We start from the raw sequence: 19,430 nt of genomic DNA, 5'->3' as shown, positions 1-19,430 counted from the left end.
TTCGCACGGACCGGTCAGGGGGCGCCGGCCGCCCCGGTCCGGGCCTCGATGGCGCGCAGCACGGCCACCATGTCCGCGTCGCCGTGGCCGAGACGTACGGTCTCGGCGAAGAGGCTGTGGCAGACGTCCAGCAGTGGGGAGGCCAGGCCCGACCGCCGGGCGGCGGACGCGATCAGCTCGTTGTTCTTGAGGACGTCCGACACCCCTGCCTGGACGGCGAAGTCACCGTCCCGCAGCTTCGGCGCCTTCATCCGGGACACCCCGCTGGCCATCGGTCCGGCGTCGAGCACGGCAAGGAAGCTGTCGCGGTCCAAGCCGTGCCGTTCGGCGAAGTGGAAGGACTCCACCAGGCCGGTGACGGTGGTGATCAGGAAGAGGTTCACGGCGAGCTTCGTCAGCAGCGCCTCGGGCACGGCCCCGCAGACGAACACCTCGTGGCACATCGGCTCGATCAACGTCCGTACAGCGGCGACGGATCGCGCCTCCCCGGCGAGCATCCCCACCAACCGGCCCTCCTGCGCGGGCACTCGGGAGCCGGACACCGGCGCCTCCACGTAACCGCCGCCCGCCGCAAGGAGGTCGGCCTCCAACTCCCGCGAGTACTCCGGCGAGGTGGTGCCCATGTGGACGAGCACGCGGCCGGTGACGCGCGCGGCGAAGTCGGGGGTGCCGCGGCCGAGCACGGCGTCGATGGCAGCGCCGTCGGAGAGCATGAGCAGGACGGTGCGGCAGCGGTCGAGGACCTCCGCGGGGCTCGCCGCGACGCTCGCGCCGGCCGCGCGCAGCGGCTCACTGCGGGCGGGGGTGCGGTTCCACACCACGAGGGGGACGCCGGCCCTGGCGAGGTTCAGCGCCATGGGCTGACCCATGACGCCGAGCCCGATGAACCCGGTGGCGCCGGCGCCGCTGTCCTCTCCCGCGCCGCCCCCGCCTCGCGCGCCGGGCGCCTCTCCCCCACCGCCGGCCCGCCCGGTACCGCCAGTACGGCCTGCGTTCATTAGGGACCACCCCGCCGTGTCCTCGCTTGCGATCTATGACGACGGTCATAATACTGGCGACCATGACGACCGTCATAACGGGTTCGCCGCAGCCCGGGCCGCAGCCCGGACCGCAACCCCAGCCACGGCCCGCGCCCGAGCCACCGCCGGTCCTCGCGCCGTACGCACCCGGGCCCTACGCACCCGGGACCGCGCCGCGCTGGCGGGTCGATGCCGTACGTCCGCAGGACGGGGCCGCGCTCGCCGAACTGTTCGCGCGCTGCTCCGCCGAGACGGTCCGGCTGCGCTTCTTCGGACAGCCGAGGGAACTGCCCCGCTCGTACCTGGACGCGATGCTCGCCGGCCGGCCGGAGTCGCACGACGCGGTGGTGGCGTACCCGCAGGGCCCTGGAGTGCCCGAGAGCCTTGCGGAGCACGGAGGTTGGACGGGCCCGGTCGGGCTGGGCAGCCTCGCGGCCGCCCGCGGCGGCGCGGACCCGGACGTGTACCCCTGCCCGGTCGGCGAGTTGGGGCTGCTCGTCGTGGACGGCTGGCAGCGGCTCGGCGCGGGGGCGGCCATGCTCGACGCGCTGTTCGACCGGGCCCGGACGCGCGGTGTGCGGCTGGTGTCCGCGTCGGTACTCCCGGGCCGGCGGGCGCTGTTGGGCGCGCTGGGCCGACGGCTCCAGCCGGTGCGGATGACGCGTGACATCGACGCGCTGACCGGCGTCTATAGGCTGGGCCCGGAGCGGAGGACGGAGGCGGGAAACGGTGGACGCGGGCAAGACGGACCAGGCGAGCGCGGGCATGGCGAGCGTGGACCAGGCGAGCGTCGGCACGGCCGTGGGTGAAGCGGGCGCCGCCGAAGGCACCTCCGCGCGGCCGCGTACGTACGGCCCGCGCGAGCGGATGGTGTTCAGCGCGGCCCAACTCATCCGCCGCGACGGCGTGAACGCCACCGGTATGCGCGAGGTGGCCGCCCACGCGGGAGCACCGCGCGGCTCCCTCCAGCACTACTTCCCGGGCGGCAAGGAGCAGTTGGTCAACGAGGCGGTGACCTGGGCCGGCCGTTACGCCGCCGGCCGGATCGACCGCTTCCTCGCCGCCCTGCCCGAGCCGTCGCCGAGCGCGCTGTTCACCGCGATGATCGGGCAGTGGACGCGGGAGTACGACACCGACGGCTACGGTTCCGGCTGCCCGGTGGCCGCCGCGACCGTCGACTGCGCGGAGTCAGCCGAGTCCACCCGCAAGGCCGCGGCCGACGCCTTCGCCACCTGGAACGCGCCCCTCGCCGCAGCCCTCGCCGGTCTCGGTGTGCCCGACGCACAAGCACCCGCCCTCGCCACGCTCATGATCAGCACGCTCGAGGGCGCGCTCCTCATCGCCCGGGCCGAGCAGTCCAGTGCGCCCCTGCACACGGTCGCCCGCGAGTTGGGCCCCCTGCTCGACAGTTGCGCGGGCCTGCCGGGCACCCCCGCCGAGGGCTGAAGCGCGGGCACGGACCCGTACGCGGACGCGGTGCCGTACGCGGACGCGGTGCCAGCCGTAGCCGTAGCCCGAGGCTCCCGCACCGCCACACCCGCGAGAAGCATCCCTTCCGTACGACAATGCCCCACTACGTCCCCTAGGGTTTGCCGTGGGCAAGGCAAAGCCGGGCAGCATGTCCGGCGGCGGATCTTGCGGCGGGCCGCAGGACGTAGCGCGTGAGGAGCAGGCCATGACGGAGCCGGGTACCGAGCGGAGCGAGGCCACGAGCGCGCCCACCAGCGAGTCGGCGACGGAATACGGCCGGATCGTGGTCGGTGTCGACGGCTCCGATCCGTCCTTGCACGCGCTGCGCTGGGCCGACCGCCAGGCCACCTTGACCGGGGCGTCCCTGGAGGCGGTGACGGCGTGGGAGATGCCCGCGTCGTTCGGCTGGGGCGGCGCGGTGCCGGGCCTGCCGGAGGGCTACGACCTGGGCGAATCCGCGGCGCGGGCGCTGCGGGAGGCGTTGGAGAAGGCCCTGCCGCCGGACCGCGCCGCCACCGTCAGCCCGGTCACCGTGATGGGCAACCCGGCGCAGGTCATCCTCGACCGCGGCGAGGGGGCGGAGCTCATCGTGGTCGGCGTCCGCGGCCACGGCACGTTCCGCTCGACGCTGCTCGGCTCGGTCAGCCACACCGTGACGCTGCACGCGTCCTGCCCGGTCGTGGTGGTCCGCGGTGAGGCCCAGCAGGCGGACTGAGCGCAGGCGGGCGGGCGGACCGAGAGCAGGAAAGCAGGCGGGCTGAAGGCATACGATCGGCACCCCGCCCTCGCCCGCCTCCCCATCCCCATACCTCTGACCTGCGATGTCGCGGAGTTATCCACAGGCTGTGCGGGGAGTCGCACCGAAGGTGGGCGCGGCGGAGCATCATGGGGTCATGAACGAGATCACCGGGTCCGCCGTCGGACCCATGTCGGAAGCCGGCGCCATGCCGGCGTGGGAAACGCGGTTCCGCGCGCCTCGGGTGGGGCTGCCGGAGTGGGCCGAGGACGCCCCGGACCGCAGCCTGTTCGTGTCCAACGTGACGGGGACGTACGAACTGTACGCGTGGGACCGTGCCACCGGTGGCCGCCGCCAGGTCACCGACCGGCCGAACGGCACGACGGACGGCACCCTCAGCAGGGACGGCGCATGGGTGTGGTGGTTCTCCGACACCGATGGCGACGAGTTCGGCGTGTGGATGAAGCAGCCGTTCGCCGGCGGTGACGACATACCGGCCGCGCCCGGCCTTCCCCCCTCCTACCCGGCGGGCCTCGCGCTGGGCGTCGGCGGCCTGGCCGTGATCGGCCGCTCCACCGACGACGAAGGCACCTCCGTCCACGTCGTGCCCCCGACCGGCGAGGCGTACGAGATCTACCGTCACCCGGAGTCCGCGGGCGTCGGCGACCTCTCCGAGGACGGCACCCTGGTCGTGGTCGAGCACACCGAGCACGGCGACGCGATGCACAGCGCGCTGCGGGTTCTTCGCGTCTCCGACGGCAGCACCGTCGCGGAGCTGGACGACACCGACGGCGGCCGGCGCGAGCTGGGCCTGGACTGCCTCGGCTTCGCCCCGGTGCCGGGCGACACCCGGCTGCTCGTCGGCCACCAGCGTGCCGACCGCTGGCTGCCGATGCTGTGGGACGTGGCCGGCGGCGAGCAGACCGAGCTGGCCTTCGACCTGCCCGGCGACGTGCACGCCGAGTGGTATCCGGACGGCTCTGCGCTCCTGGTGGTGCACGACTTCCACGCCCGCGGCGAGCTGTTCCGGTACGACCTGGCGGACGGCTCGCTGACCCGGCTGGACACCCCGGCCGGCAGCGTGGGCGGGGCGAGCGCGCGGCCCGACGGCAGCGTGGAGTACCTGTGGTCGTCTGCCGAGCGGCCTCCGGCGGTGCGCTCCACCGCGGGCGGCGTCGTCCTGGAGGCGCCGGGGCTGCGCGCCCCGGACTCGGTGCCGGTGGAGGACGTGTGGGTGGACGGACCGGGCGGGCCGATCCACGCGCTGGTGCAGCGGCCGCCTCGTGCGGCCGGTGACGACGACGCGCCGGCCGCCCCGTTCCCGACGGTCTTCGAGATCCACGGCGGCCCCACCTGGCACGACTCGGACTCCTTCGCCGCGGGCCCCGCGGCCTGGCTCGACCACGGCTTCGCGGTCGTCCGGGTCAACTACCGCGGCTCCACCGGTTACGGCCGGGAGTGGACCGACGCCCTCAAGCACCGGGTCGGCCTGATCGAGCTGGAGGACATCGCCGCGGTGCGGGAGTGGGCGGTGGGCTCCGGCCTCGCCGACCCGTCCCGGCTGGTCCTCACCGGCGGCTCCTGGGGCGGCTACCTGACCCTGCTCGGCCTCGGCACCCAGCCCGAGGCGTGGACGGTCGGCATCGCCGCGGTCCCCGTCGCGGACTACGCGACGGCGTACGCCGACGAGATGGAGGCGCTCAAGGCCCTGGACCGCACCCTGTTCGGCGGCTCCCCGCAGGAGGTCCCGGACCGGTACGAGACGTCCTCGCCGATCACCTACGTCGACAAGGTCACCGCCCCCGTCTACATCAGCGCGGGCATGAACGACCCGCGCTGCCCGATACGCCAGATCGACAACTACGTGGAGCGGCTGCGCGCCCTCGACAAGCCGCACGAGGTGTACCGGTACGACGCGGGGCACGGCTCGCTGGTCGTCGAGGAGCGGATCAAGCAGGTCCGGCTGGAACTGGCCTTCGCGCTACGCCACGTGGGCGGCTGACCCGACCGACACGGTGTCCCGGGCGCCCTCGGCGTCCCGCTCCCCCGGCTCGCCGTCCTCGGCCTGCGGGTCGGGGGCGGCGGGTCCGCCCGGCCGGCCGGAGCCACCGGAGCCGCCCGGGCCGTCTGGTCCGTCCGGCTGGTCCGGGAGGATGCCGAGCTCCGCGTCGGCGCGTGCCTCGCCCTCGCGGCGGACGAACCGGAACCACATGAAGACGACGAAGCCCGCGAAGACGAACCACTGCCCGGTGTAGCCGAGGTTCTGGAACGCCTTGAGGTCGAGGCCGCTGTTCGGCGGGGCGGCCGGGGGCACCGCCGTCAGCGGCTTCGCGGGGTGGTTGGCGGTGATCCAGCCGTTGTAGACGGAATAGGGCAGCACATTGACCAGGGAGGCGCCGCTGATGATGCCGATCTGATCGGAGGGCAGCGCACCGCTGGTGTCCACGCCGCTGGTCTCGGTCGTCTCGGGGTACTGCATGGCCCCGGTGACGGTCACCTGCCCGGCGGGCGCGGCGGGCACGCTGCGGGCGTCGGCGGCCTTGCCCGGCAGCCAGCCGCGGACCACGGGAAGGGCGGCGCCGTCGGACAGGCGCAGCGGGGTGAGGACGTAGTAGCCGTTGTGGCCGTCGAGCAGGCGGTCCGGGACGAGGAGTTGGTGCGCGGTGTCATAGCGGCCGGTGGCACTGACGATCCGCCCGCTGTCGTCGCTCCCGACCGCGGAGCCGGTCTTCGGCAGCACCCGCGCCAGGGGCACCGGCGCCGCGGCGGCCACGCGCTTCTCGTCGTGCTCGGCGCTCTTGTGCTGGTCGACCCGCATGTCGAACCGGCTGAGCTGCCAGCTTCCCATGAACACGCAGACCGGCACGGCCAGCAGTGCGAGCAGGCTGACCGCCAACCAACGCGGAGTGAGCAGGAACCGGTACACGCCACCACGTTACGGGGCGGGTCCTGGCGGGCCGCAACCGCCCCCGACCGGCCCGGGCACGGCCGCCGCCGCGGGAGGCTCGCGCCTGCTCAGGGGCCTGGTCCGGCGTTCCCGTCCCCCGGTTGCCGATCCGGTCTTCCGGTCCAGCGCCCCGGTCCGGGGGTCCCGGCCGGCGCTCCGGCCCACGCGTGATCCGCGCCCCCGGCCCACGTACGCGGGCCGCGGGGGCTGGGGGGCGCCGCGGCTACGGCGCGGTGGCGAGCGCCTCCGCTATCGGAGGCGTCGTGTAGACGGTGCCCGCGCAGGCACCCTGGATGACCGGGCCGGCGACGACAGGCGCGCCCGCCGCCGGGGTGTGGTCCAAGGTGACGCTGGCCGGCGCGGAGGTGGGCGGGACGCCGCCGGCCGGCTGGACGTTGCCGCTCGACGAGTCCGAGCCGGAGTCCGTGCCCTGGTCGCTGCTGTCCGAACCGGTCGAGGACGGTGTCGGCGTCGAGGAGGTGGGCGGGGTCGTGGTGGCGACGCAGCCGGTCGTCCCCGAGGTGGGCACCCAGGCGAAGGCGACCTCGTAGTCCTGGCCGGGGCCGAGCACGATCGGGGTCTCGGCCATGACGGCGGGCAGGCCCGTCGCCGGGTCGCCCTGGGTGTGGCCGACGACCTGGATGGCGGCCTGCTCGGCGGAGCCGTGCGCCACGGCACGGATGACGCCGCCGCTGGGCACCGTGCACGGGGTGCCGGAGACGTTGGCGACGCGGAACCAGCCGTAGACGCGGCCGTCGGCGTCGGGGCTGTCGGCCTCGCTGAGGCCCTGGCCGAGCTGGGCACTGGAGCAGTCGGGCGCCGGGGCTCCGCTGCCGGACGGGGTGCTCCGGGGGCCGGTGGGCGTACCGGCGGTCGGGCGGTCCTTGTCGGGCCGGTGGGTGGCCTTGCCCGACGGGTCCGCGGCGTCGCCCTTGCGGTGACCGCCGGCGTCGGGGGTGACCGTGTACGAGCTGCCGACGCCGACCTGCGCGGCGGTGGTGTGCCCCGACCTGCCCGCGACCCGGACGACGGCGGGCACCGCCAGGCCTACGAGGATGACAGCCGCGACGGCACCGAGCACCGCCTGGCGACGGCGCTGGCGGCGCAGCGGTACGGCCCGCCGCAGGTGTTCCAGCGCGTCAGGGGACGCGTGCAGCCCGTCGACGGCCTGGTGCATGAGGGCACGCAGCGAGGCTTCGTCGGAGGTCAGGTCGTCCAGGTCGGTGGCGCCGCTGAGGGGCGTCACGTCGTGCATGATCGGTTCGCCGACGGGATCGGCGTGGCCGGACACCGCACGGACGGGAGCCGTCGGCTCGTCGGCACCCGCGTCGGTGGAGCCCGCGTCGGTGGAGTCCGCATCCGCCGAACCCGAGTCGTCGGCAACCCCAGCCGCGTCCGCATCCGCGTCCGCCGAACCTGACGCTGCGGAACCCGAGTCGTCGGCGTCCGCCGCGCCAGGGGACGCCGGTTCGGCCGGCGTCGGCGGTTCCTGCTGCGCGGGCGCCTCGTCCCGCGTCTCGTCCTGCGGCGGCTCGTGCGGCTCGTGCGGCTCGTGCGGGGCTCGGGGGGTCTGCTCGTCCATCTCGGGTGCGTCGTCGGGGCCTTCGGGGCCGTGGGTGCCAGTGGGGCCGTTGGGGCCCTGGGGGTCGTGTGGAGGTCTCATGACGTCGCCTCCATCGCGACGCGCAGCGCCGCAAGACCACGCGAACCGTACGCCTTCACCGAGCCCAGGGAAATCCCCAGGGTCTCCGCGACCTGCGCCTCGGTCATGTCGACGAAGTAGCGCAGCACGAGGACCTCGCGCTGGCGGCGCTGGAGTTTGCGCATCGCCGCCTTGAGCTGGTCGCGCTCCAGGATCTCGTACGCGCCCTCCTCCGCGCTGGCCATGTCCGGCATCGGCTTGGCCAGCAGCTTGAGGCCGAGGATGCGCCGACGCAGCGCCGAGCGGGAGAGGTTGACCACGGTCTGCCGCAGATAGGCGAGGGTCTTCTCGGGGTCGCGGACGCGGCTGCGGGCCGAGTGCACCCGGATGAACGCCTCCTGGACGACGTCCTCGCAGGAGGCGGTGTCGTCCAGCAGCAGCGCGGCCAGCCCGAGCAGCGAGCGGTAGTGGGCGCGGTAGGTCTCGGTGAGGTGGTCCACGGTGGTGCCGACGGCCATCGCCCCTTCAGCGCCGTCGTGGTTCGCGCCGGCCACCCGCACCGGCCAGGGCGCGATCACCGGCAGACCGCCGGTCGCCGTACGCGAGGGCCGCGGAGGCGCGATCGTACCGCCACGCCGCCCGAATCCCGTCTCGATACCCCATGCCTCCGCCACGCCAGTTGGACACGCATCCCCCCGCGAGGGTTGTACGCGCAAGGCACTTCGCTCGACGGAGTGCCACATATCGCCATGCGTACCAGCTCTTCCTCAATGCCGCGCAATGCCCCACCTGCACCGACCGCCCCCGGGTCGGCGCTCGGTGTGCACCACCCTAGGGGAGCCCTGTGAGCCCCGTGGGCGTGCGTTGACACAAAGACGCTCCCCCACGGCCATCGGTTGCGGCCGAGGGGGAGCGAATGTCCGACGTCGCGGGCAACGGCCCGCCGAGCAGCCGCCCGGCTAGTGTTCTGAGTCGGGAATTCGCTTCAGATATCCGGCGAGGCGTTCGAGGATGTCCTCTGCGGTCTTGGTCCAGATGTAGGGCTTGGGATCGGTGTTCCAGGTGGCGATCCACTGGCGGATGTCGGTCTCCAGGGCCTGGACGGATTTGTGGACGCCTCGCCGTATCTGCTTGTTAGTCAGTTCGGCGAACCATCGCTCGACCAGGTTCAGCCAGGACGAGCCGGTCGGTGTGAAGTGCAGGTGGAACCGTGGGTGTGCCAGCAGCCAGGTCTTGATGGCCGGGGTCTTGTGGGTGGCGTAGTTGTCCAGGACCAGGTGCACCTGCAGGTCCGCCGGTATCTCCTTGTCGAGCTTGGCCAGGAACTTCTTGAACTCCTCGGCCCGGTGCCGGCGGTGCAGTGAGCCGATGACCTTGCCCGTGGCGACCTCCAGTGCGGCGAACAGGGTGGTCGTGCCGTGCCGGACGTAGTCGGCCGTCATCCGCTGCGGGACTCCGGGCATCATCGGCAGTACGGGCTGGGACCGGTCCAGTGCCTGGATCTGCGATTTCTCGTCCACGCAGAACACCAGAGCCCGCTCAGGCGGATCCAGATACAACCCGACCACGTCGTGGACCTTGTCGACGAAGTACGGATCGGTCGACAGCTTGAACGTCTCACTACGGTGCGGCTGCAGGCCGAACGCCCGCCACACCCGCGAGACCGTCGACTGCGACAGCCCCGTCTCCTTGGCCATCGACCGCGTCGACCAGTGGGTCGCGTCCTTCGGAGTACGTTCTAAAGTCCTGGCGATCAGGTCCGCCACCTGCTCATCGGTCACCGTGCGCGGGCCACCCGGCCTGGGCATGTCACCCAAGCCGGCGATCCGGTGCTGAACGAACCGCGCCCGCCACCGACCCACCGCATGCGGCGTCGAGCCCACCTCCGCCGCCACGTCTTTGTTCGACGCCCCACTCGAGCAGGCCAGGATGATCCGGCACCGCAAAGCCCACGCCTGCGGCGTCGAACGACGCCGCACCCACCCCTCCAGGGCAGCCCGCTCATCATCCGACAACACCAACTCGGCCTTCGGCCGACCCGTCCGCACCACAGACACAGCCTACCGTTATGAACAGAACTCCCGACTCAGAACACTAGGCCGTGTTTTGGAAGTCCCGCCTGGCCCGTGGCGCCTGGCACGCACGCTCGCTTCGTTGTCGGGCTTGTCCGAGTAGGCCCACTACGAGGACAACCCTCCGCCTTGCGATCGCACGCACCAGACGCCACGGGCCCCGCCCTTTGGGCGGACGGCGCTACTTCCAAAACACGGCCTAGCCGTTCACCAGCACGTTCAGCGGCCGGTGCCGCCGTAGACGACCGCCTCGTCGCTGTCGCTGTCCAGCCCGAACGCCGAGTGCACCGCCTGCACGGCCGGCTTCACGTCGTCGATCCGGGTGACCACGGAGATCCGGATCTCCGAGGTCGAGATCAGCTCGATGTTCACCCCCGCGTTGGACAGCGCCTCGAAGAAGGTCGCGGTCACCCCCGGGTTGGTCTTCATCCCGGCCCCGACCAGCGAGAGCTTGCCGATCTGGTCGTCGTAGCGCAGGGAGTCGAAGGCGATCACCGTCTGCGCCTTGGTGAGCGCCTCGATCGCCTTGTGCCCCTCGGCCTTCGGCAGGGTGAAGGAGATGTCGGTGAGCCCGGTGGCCGCGGCCGACACGTTCTGCACCACCATGTCGATGTTGATCTCGGCGTCCGCGATCGCCCGGAAGATCGTCGCGGCCTCGCCCGGCTTGTCCGGTACCCCGACCACGGTGATCTTCGCCTCGGTCGTGTCGTGCGAAACGCCGGAGATGATCGCCTGCTCCATCGGCCTGTCTCCTTGGGGTGGTTCGTTGCTGACCCAGGTGCCCGGAAGCCCGGAGAACGAGGAACGGACGTGGATCGGGATGTTGTAGCGGCGGGCGTACTCCACGCAGCGGTGCAGCAGCACCTTCGAGCCGGAGCTGGCCAGCTCCAGCATGTCCTCGAAGGCGATCCAGTCCATCTTGCGGGCCGTCTTCACCACCCGCGGGTCGGCGGTGAACACCCCGTCGACGTCCGTGTAGATCTCGCACACCTCGGCGTCCAGCGCGGCGGCCAGCGCCACCGCGGTGGTGTCCGAGCCGCCCCGCCCCAGCGTGGTGATGTCCTTCTTGTCCTGCGACACACCCTGGAACCCGGCCACGATCGCGATGTTGCCCTCGTCGAGCGCGGTCCGGATACGGCCCGGCGTCACATCGATGATCCGCGCCTTGTTGTGCACCGAGTCGGTGATCACGCCGGCCTGGCTGCCGGTGAAGGACTGCGCCTCATGGCCGAGGTTCTTGATCGCCATCGCCAGCAGCGCCATCGAGATGCGCTCACCGGCGGTCAGCAGCATGTCGAACTCGCGGCCGGACGGGATCGGTGAGATCTGCTCGGCGAGATCGATCAGTTCGTCGGTCGTGTCGCCCATCGCCGACACCACGACGACCACGCGGTGGCCGGCCTTCTTGGTGTCCACGATTCGGCGGGCGACCCGCTTGATGCCTTCGGCATCGGCGACTGAGGAGCCGCCGTACTTCTGCACGACAAGGCCCACGTGCGCTCCTCGCTCAGGGTGGATCAAGGGTGAATGCGGTCGGCCCATTTTAACGAGCCGCCCGCGACCGCCCCGCCCTTATCACATGCTGAGACACAGGGTTCACCAGGTGATCACCGCCATACGGAGGCGGGCGAGCACCGGGCGATCACCACGCGCACCGGGTGACCACCGCGCGCGGCGGCGCGCACCGGGCGATCACCGGGTTTTCACTGCCGGCGGCGGCGCAACCCCATCGTGCCGAGCTCCGCCTCCATCACCCGGCCCGCCTCGCGCGCCAGCTGCTCCTCGTCCTCGTCGCCGCCCGTGTCCAGGCCGTCCAGCTCGTCCAGCGGGCTGTCCTGCCGTACGTGCGCCACCAGCGACTGGAGCGCGCGCAGCGACGCGCTGACCGTCAGCCCCCAGCTCGACAGGTACGAGAACTGCCACCACCACAGCGCCTCGGACACCCGGCCGGCCCGGAAGTGCGTGAGGCCGTGGGCCAGGTTCGCCACCACGTCGGCCAGGTCGTCGGAGATCCGGCAGGCCACCGGCGTCGACCGCGGCACGTACGGGTCGAAGACCTCCGAGTACACGTCGATCGGCTCCAGCAGCGTGGCCAGCCGCTGCCGCAGGTCGTCCTCGTCCGGCTCAGGACCGGCGTCCGGTTCGTACCGCTCGTCCGGCACGATGTCCTCGTGCGCGCCGAGCCGCCCGCCGGCCAGCAGCAACTGGGAGACCTCCAGCAGCAGGTACGGCACCGCGCTGTCCGGGTCGTCGCCCTTGGCGACCTCGCGGACCGAGAGGATGAAGCTCTCGATCTGGTCGCTGATCTGGACGGCGAACTCGTCCGGTTCCTGCGGCTCCGGCGTCGGCCCCGGGGCGTCCGGCCGGCCCGGCAGGGCGCTCCCGCCCGCGGCACCGCTCCTGCCGGCGGCAGGGCCGCCCGTGCCCGTACCGCCCTTGCCCGCGGCTGCTCCCGCTCCCGCCACGTCCTTGCCCGCCACGCTCACGTTCCTACCGCTCCCGCTCTTCCTCGCCCGCGCGTCCTCGTCCACCACGGCGTCAGACATCCAGCAACCGCCTCCCTTCGAAGGCCCGCCCCAGCGTGACCTCGTCCGCGTACTCCAAGTCGCCACCCACCGGGAGTCCACTGGCCAGTCGCGTGACGCGCAAACCCATGGGCTTCACCATGCGGGCCAGATACGTGGCCGTCGCCTCGCCTTCGAGGTTCGGGTCCGTGGCCAGGATCAGTTCGGTGACGGTGCCGTCGGCGAGGCGGGCGAGCAGTTCCCGTATCCGCAGATCGTCGGGGCCGACACCCTCGATCGGGCTGATCGCGCCGCCCAGTACGTGGTACCGCCCGCGGAACTCCCGGGTGCGCTCGACCGCCACCACGTCCTTGGGCTCCTCGACCACGCAGATCACCGCGGGGTCGCGCCGCGGGTCGCTGCACACCCGGCAGCGCTCCTCCTGCGCGACGTTCCCGCACACCGCGCAGAACCGCACCTTCGCCTTGACCTCGGAGAGCGTGTGCGCCAGCCGGCGTACGTCGGCCGGGTCGGCCTGCAGGATGTGGAAGGCGATCCGCTGCGCGCTCTTGGGCCCCACGCCCGGCAGCCTGCCCAGCTCGTCGATCAGGTCCTGCACCACGCCTTCGTACACGCCGTGCCTTCCTTCGGATCTTCGGGGCCCACGGAGCTTCTGGCCTGGGGGTCGGGGGTCGGGGGTCGGGGGGTGAGGGTCGGGAGCCGGGGATCGGGGTCCGGGGCGGGGAACCGCGGCCGGACCTTGAGCGCCGGACCGAGTCGAACGGGCCGAACCGGCAGAACCGGTCCAACCGACCGAACCGGCAGAACGACGTCAGGCGGAGCGCCGGCTCAGGCTCAGAACGGCAGCCCGGGCATCCCGCCCAGCCCCTGGGCGAGCGGGCCGAGCTTGTCCTGCTGGAGCTTCTGCGCCGACTCGTTCGCGTGGTGCACCGCGGCGACCACCAGATCGGCGAGGGTCTCGGTGTCGTCGGGGTCGACCGCCTTCGGGTCGATGACCAGCCCGCGCAGTTCGCCCGCACCCGTCACCGTCGCCCGCACCAGGCCGCCGCCCGCCGAGCCCTCCACCGTCGTCTCGGCCAGCTCCTGCTGGGCCGCCGCGAGATCCTGCTGCATCTTCTGCGCCTGCTGGAGCAGCGCCTGCATGTTCGGCTGACCACCACCGGGGATCACGGAATCGCTCCTGCCTGTGCCGTCTGTTGTCTACGGGCCCTGCGAGTACTGCGGCTCTACGGGTTTTACGGGATTGCCGCGTGTTTTACGTGACAGGGCGAGCCTACGTGCTCGTACGGCCCAGCGCCCTACGCCGTACGGAGGATCGGCGCGGCGCGCACCCCTCCCCTGGTCGCACGCACCGCCGTACCCACGTCGCAGCCGTGCCCGTACGTGTACGCGAGCCGGTGCACGGGCTTCTGCGCGGGCCTGTGCGCGTACGCCCGCCGACGCCGGTGCGCACCCGCGCTCAGTCGTGGCTGATCTCCTCGATGACCGTCGCGCCGAGCCCCTTGATGAACAGGTCGTGGCCGCTGAGAGCCGGTGCCGAATCCACCAGTTCCGGGTCGTCCTCCTCGGGGATGTCGTCCTCGAGGGGCGGGGGTTCGGCGAAGGAGGAGCCGCCGGGGTACGGACGATGGTCGCCCGCACCCGAACCCATGCCCGGGCCGGCGCCCTGGCCGCCGCCGGGGCCGGGCACGGCGGTGCCGCCCTGGCCCTCCCGGCGAGGGGCGGGCGGGGCGGCGGCGGGCGGGGCCGAGCCGTACGCGGAGGGCGCGCCGCCCTGGCCGTTCGGCTGCTGACCGGTGGGCGGTCGGCCGGGGCCTTGACCTGCCGGGCCCTGGCTCTGTCCTTGGCCTTGCCCCTGGCCTTGGCCCTGTGGCGGGCCGCCCGGGCCGCCGGGTGCCTGCGTCCGAGGGGGACCGCCGCGGCCGCCACCACCCCCGGGGCCGCCTCGCCCGCCGCCGTCGCTGCCGCCGCCCCCCGGGTCGACCAGGGTCTCGATCTTCCACCTCGCCCCGGTCACCGCGCCGATCGCCTGCTTCAGCACGTCCTCGCTGTCGCCGTTGGCGAAGCTGTTGCGCGCGCCGAGGTTGTCGAAGCCGAGTTGCAGCGTCTCGCCGTCGAAGCCGACCACCCGGGCGTTGTTGAGCAGCAGAATCCAGGTGAGCCGGCGGTGCTTGACGGCCTCCAGGATCTGCGGCCACAGCTCGCGGACGCGGGAGGGGTCGCCGATGGGGCCGCTGGGCGCGGGGGTGGCCGCGGGGGCGGGCGGGGGCGCGGATGCTCCGGCCGGCGGGCCGGACGGGGGCTGGTGCGCCTGCTGGTGCGTCTGCTGGTGCGGAGGGTTCGGCTGGGACGGGCCGGCCGTGGTCGGCCACGCGCCCGGGCGGGGGGCCGGCGCGGGGGAGGCGGCGGGCGCACCCGGCGCGGCGGAGGTCGGCCACGCACCCGGGCGCGGGGCGGAGGAAGGGTCGGGGGCCGCGTCCCCGCTGTCCGGCACGGGCGGTGCCGGCGGTGCCGGCGGTACGGGCGCGGGTGGCGGCGACGCGGGGGCCGCTGGGGCCGCGGGCTGCTGCTGCGCCTCGGGCGCGGGGGCGGGAGCCGCGGGTGCGTATGAAGGTGCGGGTGCGGGTGCCGCCGGGCCCGTTGCTGTACGGCCCAGTGCGGCCCTCGCCGCCGCCGGACCGGACGGGCCCGCGGGACCGCCGCCGTACGCCGGACCGCCACCCGGACCCGCGACACCGCCGGCCTGGGCCGGGCCGCCGGGCGCGTCACCGTAGCCGGGCCCGCCGCCGGGAGCCGTCGCGGCGTTCGCCGGGCCGCCGCCGAGGCTGACCCCGCGCTCCAGCCGCTCCAGCCGCGCCTGCAACGAGCGTTCGTCCTCGTACGCGGCCGGGAGCAGCACCCGGGCGCAGATCAGCTCCAGTTGGAGCCGGGGCGAGGTCGCGCCGCGCATCTCCGTCAGTCCGGTGTTGACCAGGTCGGCCGCGCGGCTCAGCTCGGCGGCGCCGAAGACCGACGCCTGTGCCTGCATCCGCTCGACCACGTCCCGGGGCGCGTCGATCAGCCCCTTCTCCACCGCGTCCGGCACGGCCGCGATGATCACCAGGTCGCGCAGCCGCTCCAGCAGGTCCGTGACGAACCGGCGCGGGTCGTGCCCGCCCTCGATCACCCGGTCCACGATCCCGTAGACCGCCGCGCCGTCGCCCGACGCGAACGCGTCCACGACCTCGTCGAGCAGCGCCGCGTCCGTGTAACCGAGCAGCGCCGTCGCCATCGCGTACGTCACACCGTCGGTGCTCGCGCCCGCCAGCAACTGGTCCATCACCGACATCGAGTCCCGCACCGAGCCGGCCCCGGCGCGCACCACCAGCGGGTACACCCCGTCCTCGACCTGGATCGCCTCGTGGCCGCACACCTCGGCGAGGTAGTCCCGCAAGGTCCCCGGCGGCACCAGCCGGAACGGGTAGTGGTGCGTACGCGACCGGATCGTGCCGATGACCTTCTCCGGCTCGGTGGTCGCGAAGATGAACTTCAGGTGCTCCGGCGGCTCCTCGACCACCTTCAGCAGCGCGTTGAACCCCGCCGACGTGACCATGTGGGCCTCGTCGATGATGTAGATCTTGTACCGGCTGCCGGCCGGCCCGAAGAACGCCTTCTCGCGCAGATCGCGGGCGTCGTCCACACCGCCGTGCGACGCCGCGTCGATCTCGATCACGTCGATCGACCCCGGGCCGTTCCGCGCCAGGTCGCGGCACGACTGGCACTCCCCGCACGGAGTCGGCGTCGGTCCCTGCTCGCAGTTCAGGCAGCGCGCCAGAATCCGCGCGCTCGTCGTCTTCCCGCACCCCCGCGGGCCGCTGAACAGGTACGCGTGATTGACCCGGTTGTTGCGCAGCGCCTGCTGCAACGGGTCGGTGACGTGCTCCTGCCCGATGACCTCGGCGAAGGTCTCCGGACGGTAGCGGCGATACAGAGCGAGTGACACGCCTCCGAGACTAGCCGGGCCCACCGACACCGCGCCCCACCCCGCGCCCCACCACGGGTCCGCCTCGGGTCCCACCCGGGTCCGACTACGGTCCTGCCGCGATCCGGCCGAGGTCTCGCCGCCCCGACACCGCCCCACCCGGACCCGAAAACACCCCCGGGCATGCGAAGACCCCCCACGCACCCGCCAGAGCCCACTTACCCTTGCTGCCTTCCGGCCCTGGGGGAGTTCAGCGAGATAGCGCCACGTGAGGGGCTGCGCCCACCCTACCCCACCCCCCGCCCTCCGAACGAGTTCGCTCCCACCCCCCTCCACCCTGTAATGTCTCCCCCGGAGGATTCGCCTAGTGGCCTAGGGCGCACGCTTGGAAAGCGTGTTGGGGGCAACCCCTCACGAGTTCGAATCTCGTATCCTCCGCCAGTGCCTCACCGGGCACGACGTCGAAGGGCCCCGCCGCAAGGCGGGGCCCTTCGACGTTCACGGCCGCACACACGCCGGCCCTCACTCCACCGATGATCAAGATCCAGGCCGTATCCGCACGGATGCGGAGGCCCCGCTGCCGCGCGGTCGTGATCGCCGCCCGCCGCCGTTCCCACAGCCGGGTACTGGCGTACGTCGCGACCCGGGCAGGTCGGTCATTCACCCGTTGCGGGAGTCTCCGCGCAGGGAGCGCGCCAACTCGGCGACGTGCTGTGCCTGGGCGGCGGTGAGGCGTCGCAACTCCCACAGCAGCGCCGCGGCGTCCGCTCCCTCCGGAGACGGCAATGACACCTCGCCCAGATCGACCCCGGTGAACGCGGCAAGTTCGCGGGCGTCGATCCCCAGCAGGACGGCGAAGTCAGTGATCAGTCTGGGGGTGAGGTCCTTGCGACCGGAGCCGATCACGCCGTACGTGGCCGCCGACAGGTAGGTCGGCGTCACGAACGCCAGGGCGTGCGCCATGCCTGACCAGCCCAGGTTGCGGTAGCGGAGCATACGGATGACCTTGTTACCCGGCTCATCGACCAGAGGCGCGAGCCCTTTCGGCGTGAAGCCCCCAGTCCTTTCCTCCTGGGGCAGCGAACGGGCTACCCGAAGGGGTTCACCGCGCATGGACGCTGGGATACGCACCACGTCCAGCAGGGCATCCCGCGCCCACCGCTCCGCTCCAACGTCCAGCGGCGCCAGGTCGTCCGGGACCGCGAGCCCCGCAAGGATGAGCAGATCGACGGTGTGGAACCCCAGCGCGGGAGCGAGCCGCCGCAGCGGTCCCTCGCCGGGCGCCGCCCCAGCAATCACCGCTCGAACATCCTCTGCGCTCAGCCCAGCGCGATCCGCCAACTCTTCGACGCCAAGCTCTCGATGGTCCAGCACCCACGCCAGCCTCGCGCCGAACCCGACATGCTCCGCCACGCCTCGCAGCCTAACGACGAACGCATGTACGGAGTCATCGGTCGCCCGAATCCAGCGTGGCCGGTGCTTTGACGCGCTGCCTCTCATGGTTGCGGTTGCGGTTCTGGTTGTGTTCGCTCGCGTCCAGGACTTTCCGCGACCCGGCCACGTCAGCGCTCCCAGTCCCGCGGGCCGGCCAGGCCCGTGGCGCGCAGGATGCGGTCTACGGTTTCCGCGAGGGTGCTGTCCGCGCCGATGACCGTCTCACCGCCACCCGGCAGCAGGTCGGCAGCGCGGTACCAGCCGCGCATCTCCGCCTCGCCGTACTCCCCCTCCTGCGGCTTCGTCGCGTGCCGGCGCAGCGTCTCCTCGAACGGCACGTCCAGGTAGTACGCGTACGTTCCGCCGCGGTGGTCGCCCGAACCCCGCCCGCAGCCCCGCCGCGACCGAGGACTTCCCCGACGCGCTGTTGCCCCGCACCACGACCAAGACTGTGTCACTGCTGCCCGTTCCCACCCCCGGCACGCTAACGGCCTGCACCGACACCGCCCGTGAGCAGCGGCGCGTCCACGAGTCGATCGTGCGCTTGGAGTTGTGCGGCCGAATGCCATCCATTGCTGTGAGGGCTCGATGACACGAGTCGGATACCGTCGGACGGGCAGGCAGAGACGGCACGCGATGATCTTTTCGTGTCGCCGACACCTCGCGGCACGTCATGGAACGAACCTGGAAAGTGGTGGCGGAATGCCGTCGTCCGAAGCCGCGCTCGGGCATGGGGGATTCACCTCGGCGCGAGCGCATCAGGTGGCGGCGGAGGCATGCCGCGCCGTGGGATTGGACGCTGACGGCGCCCGCCTGATCCGGCTCGGCGAGAACGCGTTGTTCCGGCTGGTCCGACGCCCGGTGATCGTACGGATCGCGCGCTCCGAGGAGTACCGGGAAGCGGCACTCCTGGAAGTGCGGGTCGCGCGGTGGCTCGCGGCCGAGGGGTTTCCCGCCGCGCGGATCGTGGAGGACGTCGAACAGGCCGTCGTGGTGTCCGGCCACCCGGTCACGTTCTGGCACCTGATCGAGGAAGGCGACCGGGAAGCGACGTACGGTGAGCTCGGCGCGGTGCTGCGCGACCTTCACGCGTTGCCGGTGCCCCGTGGCCTGGATCTGCCGCCGTTCGACGCTCTGGGCCGCTCGGCGCTGAGGATTGAGAGGGCCGTCGGTATCCCGGAGGAGGACCGCGACTTCCTGCGCAGACGCCGGGTCGAACTCAGCCGCCTGATGGCGAAGTTGGACTTCGAGCTACCCAGCGGCCCGGTTCACGGCGACGCCCACACGAACAACCTGATGGTCGATCCCCAGGGTCGTGTCCACTTGATCGACTTCGAGACCTTCTGCCGCGACCACGGTGAATGGGATCTCATGGTCGCGGCTCACGAGTACGACCGTCTCGGGTGGGTGTCCGACGAGCAGTACGCGGCGTTCAGTGGTGCGTACGGCCGTGATCTGCGGGAGTGGCCGGGCTTCGAGACGCTGTGCGCGATCCAGGAGTTCAAGATGACCACCTGGCTCATGCAGAACGTCCGGGTGAGCGCGGAGACCGCCGCGGAGTACGGCCGGCGCATCGCGTCGCTGCGGGATGACCACGCACCACGCAACTGGCAACCTGGATAGG

At 72.5% G+C, this 19,430-nt stretch carries 16 protein-coding genes, 1 tRNA gene, 1 other RNA gene and 1 pseudogene; 6 read left to right on the top strand and 13 right to left on the bottom strand.

The genetic code is table 11. The features are described 5' to 3' along the window. Positions 1 to 14 precede the first annotated feature (14 nt). Complete coding sequence (locus tag OG896_RS20935) at positions 15 to 884, bottom strand: NAD(P)-dependent oxidoreductase (protein WP_329374172.1); 870 nt, start codon at positions 882 to 884, stop codon at positions 15 to 17. 176 nt (positions 885 to 1,060) lie between these two features. Here OG896_RS20935 and OG896_RS20930 point away from each other — a divergent pair, with 176 nt between their 5' ends. From OG896_RS20930 to OG896_RS20915, 4 genes are all read left to right on the top strand, one after another. Next, on the top strand, positions 1,061 to 1,828 hold the full coding sequence (locus OG896_RS20930; protein ID WP_329367576.1) for a GNAT family N-acetyltransferase: 768 nt from the start codon (positions 1,061 to 1,063) through the stop codon (positions 1,826 to 1,828). A 58-nt stretch (positions 1,829 to 1,886) separates the two neighbouring features. Then, positions 1,887 to 2,465 (top strand): TetR/AcrR family transcriptional regulator, encoded by a 579-nt coding sequence (locus OG896_RS20925; RefSeq protein WP_329374170.1) that lies wholly within the window; start codon positions 1,887 to 1,889, stop codon positions 2,463 to 2,465. 229 nt (positions 2,466 to 2,694) lie between these two features. Next, positions 2,695 to 3,204: a universal stress protein gene (locus OG896_RS20920; RefSeq protein ID WP_329367574.1), complete on the top strand. Its 510-nt coding sequence runs from the start codon at positions 2,695 to 2,697 to the stop codon at positions 3,202 to 3,204. A 178-nt stretch (positions 3,205 to 3,382) separates the two neighbouring features. Next, positions 3,383 to 5,227, top strand: a complete 1,845-nt coding sequence (locus OG896_RS20915) for a S9 family peptidase (protein ID WP_329367572.1) — start codon at positions 3,383 to 3,385, stop codon at positions 5,225 to 5,227. Here OG896_RS20915 and OG896_RS20910 read toward each other — a convergent pair. The 10 genes from OG896_RS20910 to ffs form a co-directional block, all read right to left on the bottom strand. Continuing rightward, positions 5,207 to 6,151, bottom strand: coding sequence for an SURF1 family protein (locus tag OG896_RS20910; protein ID WP_329367571.1), 945 nt, complete (start codon positions 6,149 to 6,151; stop codon positions 5,207 to 5,209). The genes OG896_RS20915 and OG896_RS20910 overlap by 21 nt on opposite strands. Positions 6,152 to 6,395: 244 nt before the next feature. Continuing rightward, positions 6,396 to 7,835: a hypothetical protein gene (locus tag OG896_RS20905; protein WP_329367569.1), complete on the bottom strand. Its 1,440-nt coding sequence runs from the start codon at positions 7,833 to 7,835 to the stop codon at positions 6,396 to 6,398. Continuing rightward, the gene (locus OG896_RS20900) at positions 7,832 to 8,488 is read right to left on the bottom strand and encodes a SigE family RNA polymerase sigma factor (protein ID WP_329367568.1); all 657 of its coding nucleotides are present in this window, start codon (positions 8,486 to 8,488) and stop codon (positions 7,832 to 7,834) included. Before OG896_RS20900 ends, OG896_RS20905 begins: the two co-directional genes overlap by 4 nt. 285 nt (positions 8,489 to 8,773) lie before the next feature. Beyond that, positions 8,774 to 9,865: an IS630 family transposase gene (locus tag OG896_RS20895; protein WP_329361896.1), complete on the bottom strand. Its 1,092-nt coding sequence runs from the start codon at positions 9,863 to 9,865 to the stop codon at positions 8,774 to 8,776. 240 nt (positions 9,866 to 10,105) lie between these two features. Then, positions 10,106 to 11,380 carry an aspartate kinase gene (locus OG896_RS20890; protein WP_328465980.1) on the bottom strand — a complete coding sequence of 425 codons (1,275 nt, stop codon included), beginning with the start codon at positions 11,378 to 11,380 and terminating at the stop codon, positions 10,106 to 10,108. A gap of 209 nt (positions 11,381 to 11,589) precedes the next feature. After that, a complete protein-coding gene (locus OG896_RS20885) occupies positions 11,590 to 12,261 on the bottom strand; it encodes a DUF5063 domain-containing protein (protein WP_329374168.1) in 672 nt (223 codons plus the stop codon). Positions 12,262 to 12,424: 163 nt separating this feature from the next. Then, complete coding sequence (gene recR / locus OG896_RS20880) at positions 12,425 to 13,024, bottom strand: recombination mediator RecR (RefSeq protein ID WP_328465981.1); 600 nt, start codon at positions 13,022 to 13,024, stop codon at positions 12,425 to 12,427. 221 nt (positions 13,025 to 13,245) lie between these two features. Beyond that, on the bottom strand, positions 13,246 to 13,581 hold the full coding sequence (locus OG896_RS20875) for a YbaB/EbfC family nucleoid-associated protein (protein ID WP_103890964.1): 336 nt from the start codon (positions 13,579 to 13,581) through the stop codon (positions 13,246 to 13,248). 289 nt (positions 13,582 to 13,870) lie between these two features. Next, complete coding sequence (locus OG896_RS20870; RefSeq protein ID WP_329367563.1) at positions 13,871 to 16,393, bottom strand: DNA polymerase III subunit gamma and tau; 2,523 nt, start codon at positions 16,391 to 16,393, stop codon at positions 13,871 to 13,873. Positions 16,394 to 16,556: 163 nt separating this feature from the next. Further along, positions 16,557 to 16,653: signal recognition particle sRNA small type (gene ffs, locus OG896_RS20865), an RNA gene on the bottom strand. A gap of 72 nt (positions 16,654 to 16,725) precedes the next feature. On the opposite strand from ffs, the gene OG896_RS20860 reads away from it, so the two are divergent. Then, positions 16,726 to 16,813, top strand: a tRNA-Ser gene (locus tag OG896_RS20860). A 219-nt stretch (positions 16,814 to 17,032) separates the two neighbouring features. Here OG896_RS20860 and OG896_RS20855 read toward each other — a convergent pair. Next, on the bottom strand, positions 17,033 to 17,785 hold the full coding sequence (locus tag OG896_RS20855) for a hypothetical protein (protein WP_329367561.1): 753 nt from the start codon (positions 17,783 to 17,785) through the stop codon (positions 17,033 to 17,035). Positions 17,786 to 17,934: 149 nt separating this feature from the next. Then, a pseudogene (locus OG896_RS20850) lies at positions 17,935 to 18,289 on the bottom strand (hypothetical protein). Between the two features lie 219 nt (positions 18,290 to 18,508). Between OG896_RS20850 and OG896_RS20845 the strand changes: the two are divergent. Then, positions 18,509 to 19,429, top strand: coding sequence for a phosphotransferase enzyme family protein (locus tag OG896_RS20845; RefSeq protein WP_329367559.1), 921 nt, complete (start codon positions 18,509 to 18,511; stop codon positions 19,427 to 19,429). The last annotated feature ends 1 nt before the right edge of the window (position 19,430 follow it).

This window comes from Streptomyces sp. NBC_00669 (assembly GCF_036226785.1).
GTDB lineage: Bacteria > Actinomycetota > Actinomycetes > Streptomycetales > Streptomycetaceae > Actinacidiphila.
This window is presented reverse-complemented; position numbering and strand designations above follow the sequence as displayed.

Bases quoted from the DNA above. Each gene is read 5' to 3' on its own strand.
- OG896_RS20930 (WP_329367576.1), top strand. From the start codon at position 1,061: ATGACGACCGTCATAACGGGTTCGCCGCAGCCCGGGCCGCAGCCCGGA.
- OG896_RS20925 (WP_329374170.1), top strand. From the start codon at position 1,887: ATGGTGTTCAGCGCGGCCCAACTCATCCGCCGCGACGGCGTGAACGCC.
- OG896_RS20920 (WP_329367574.1), top strand. From the start codon at position 2,695: ATGACGGAGCCGGGTACCGAGCGGAGCGAGGCCACGAGCGCGCCCACC.
- OG896_RS20915 (WP_329367572.1), top strand. From the start codon at position 3,383: ATGAACGAGATCACCGGGTCCGCCGTCGGACCCATGTCGGAAGCCGGC.
- OG896_RS20905 (WP_329367569.1), bottom strand. From the start codon at position 7,835: ATGAGACCTCCACACGACCCCCAGGGCCCCAACGGCCCCACTGGCACC.
- OG896_RS20845 (WP_329367559.1), top strand. From the start codon at position 18,509: ATGCCGTCGTCCGAAGCCGCGCTCGGGCATGGGGGATTCACCTCGGCG.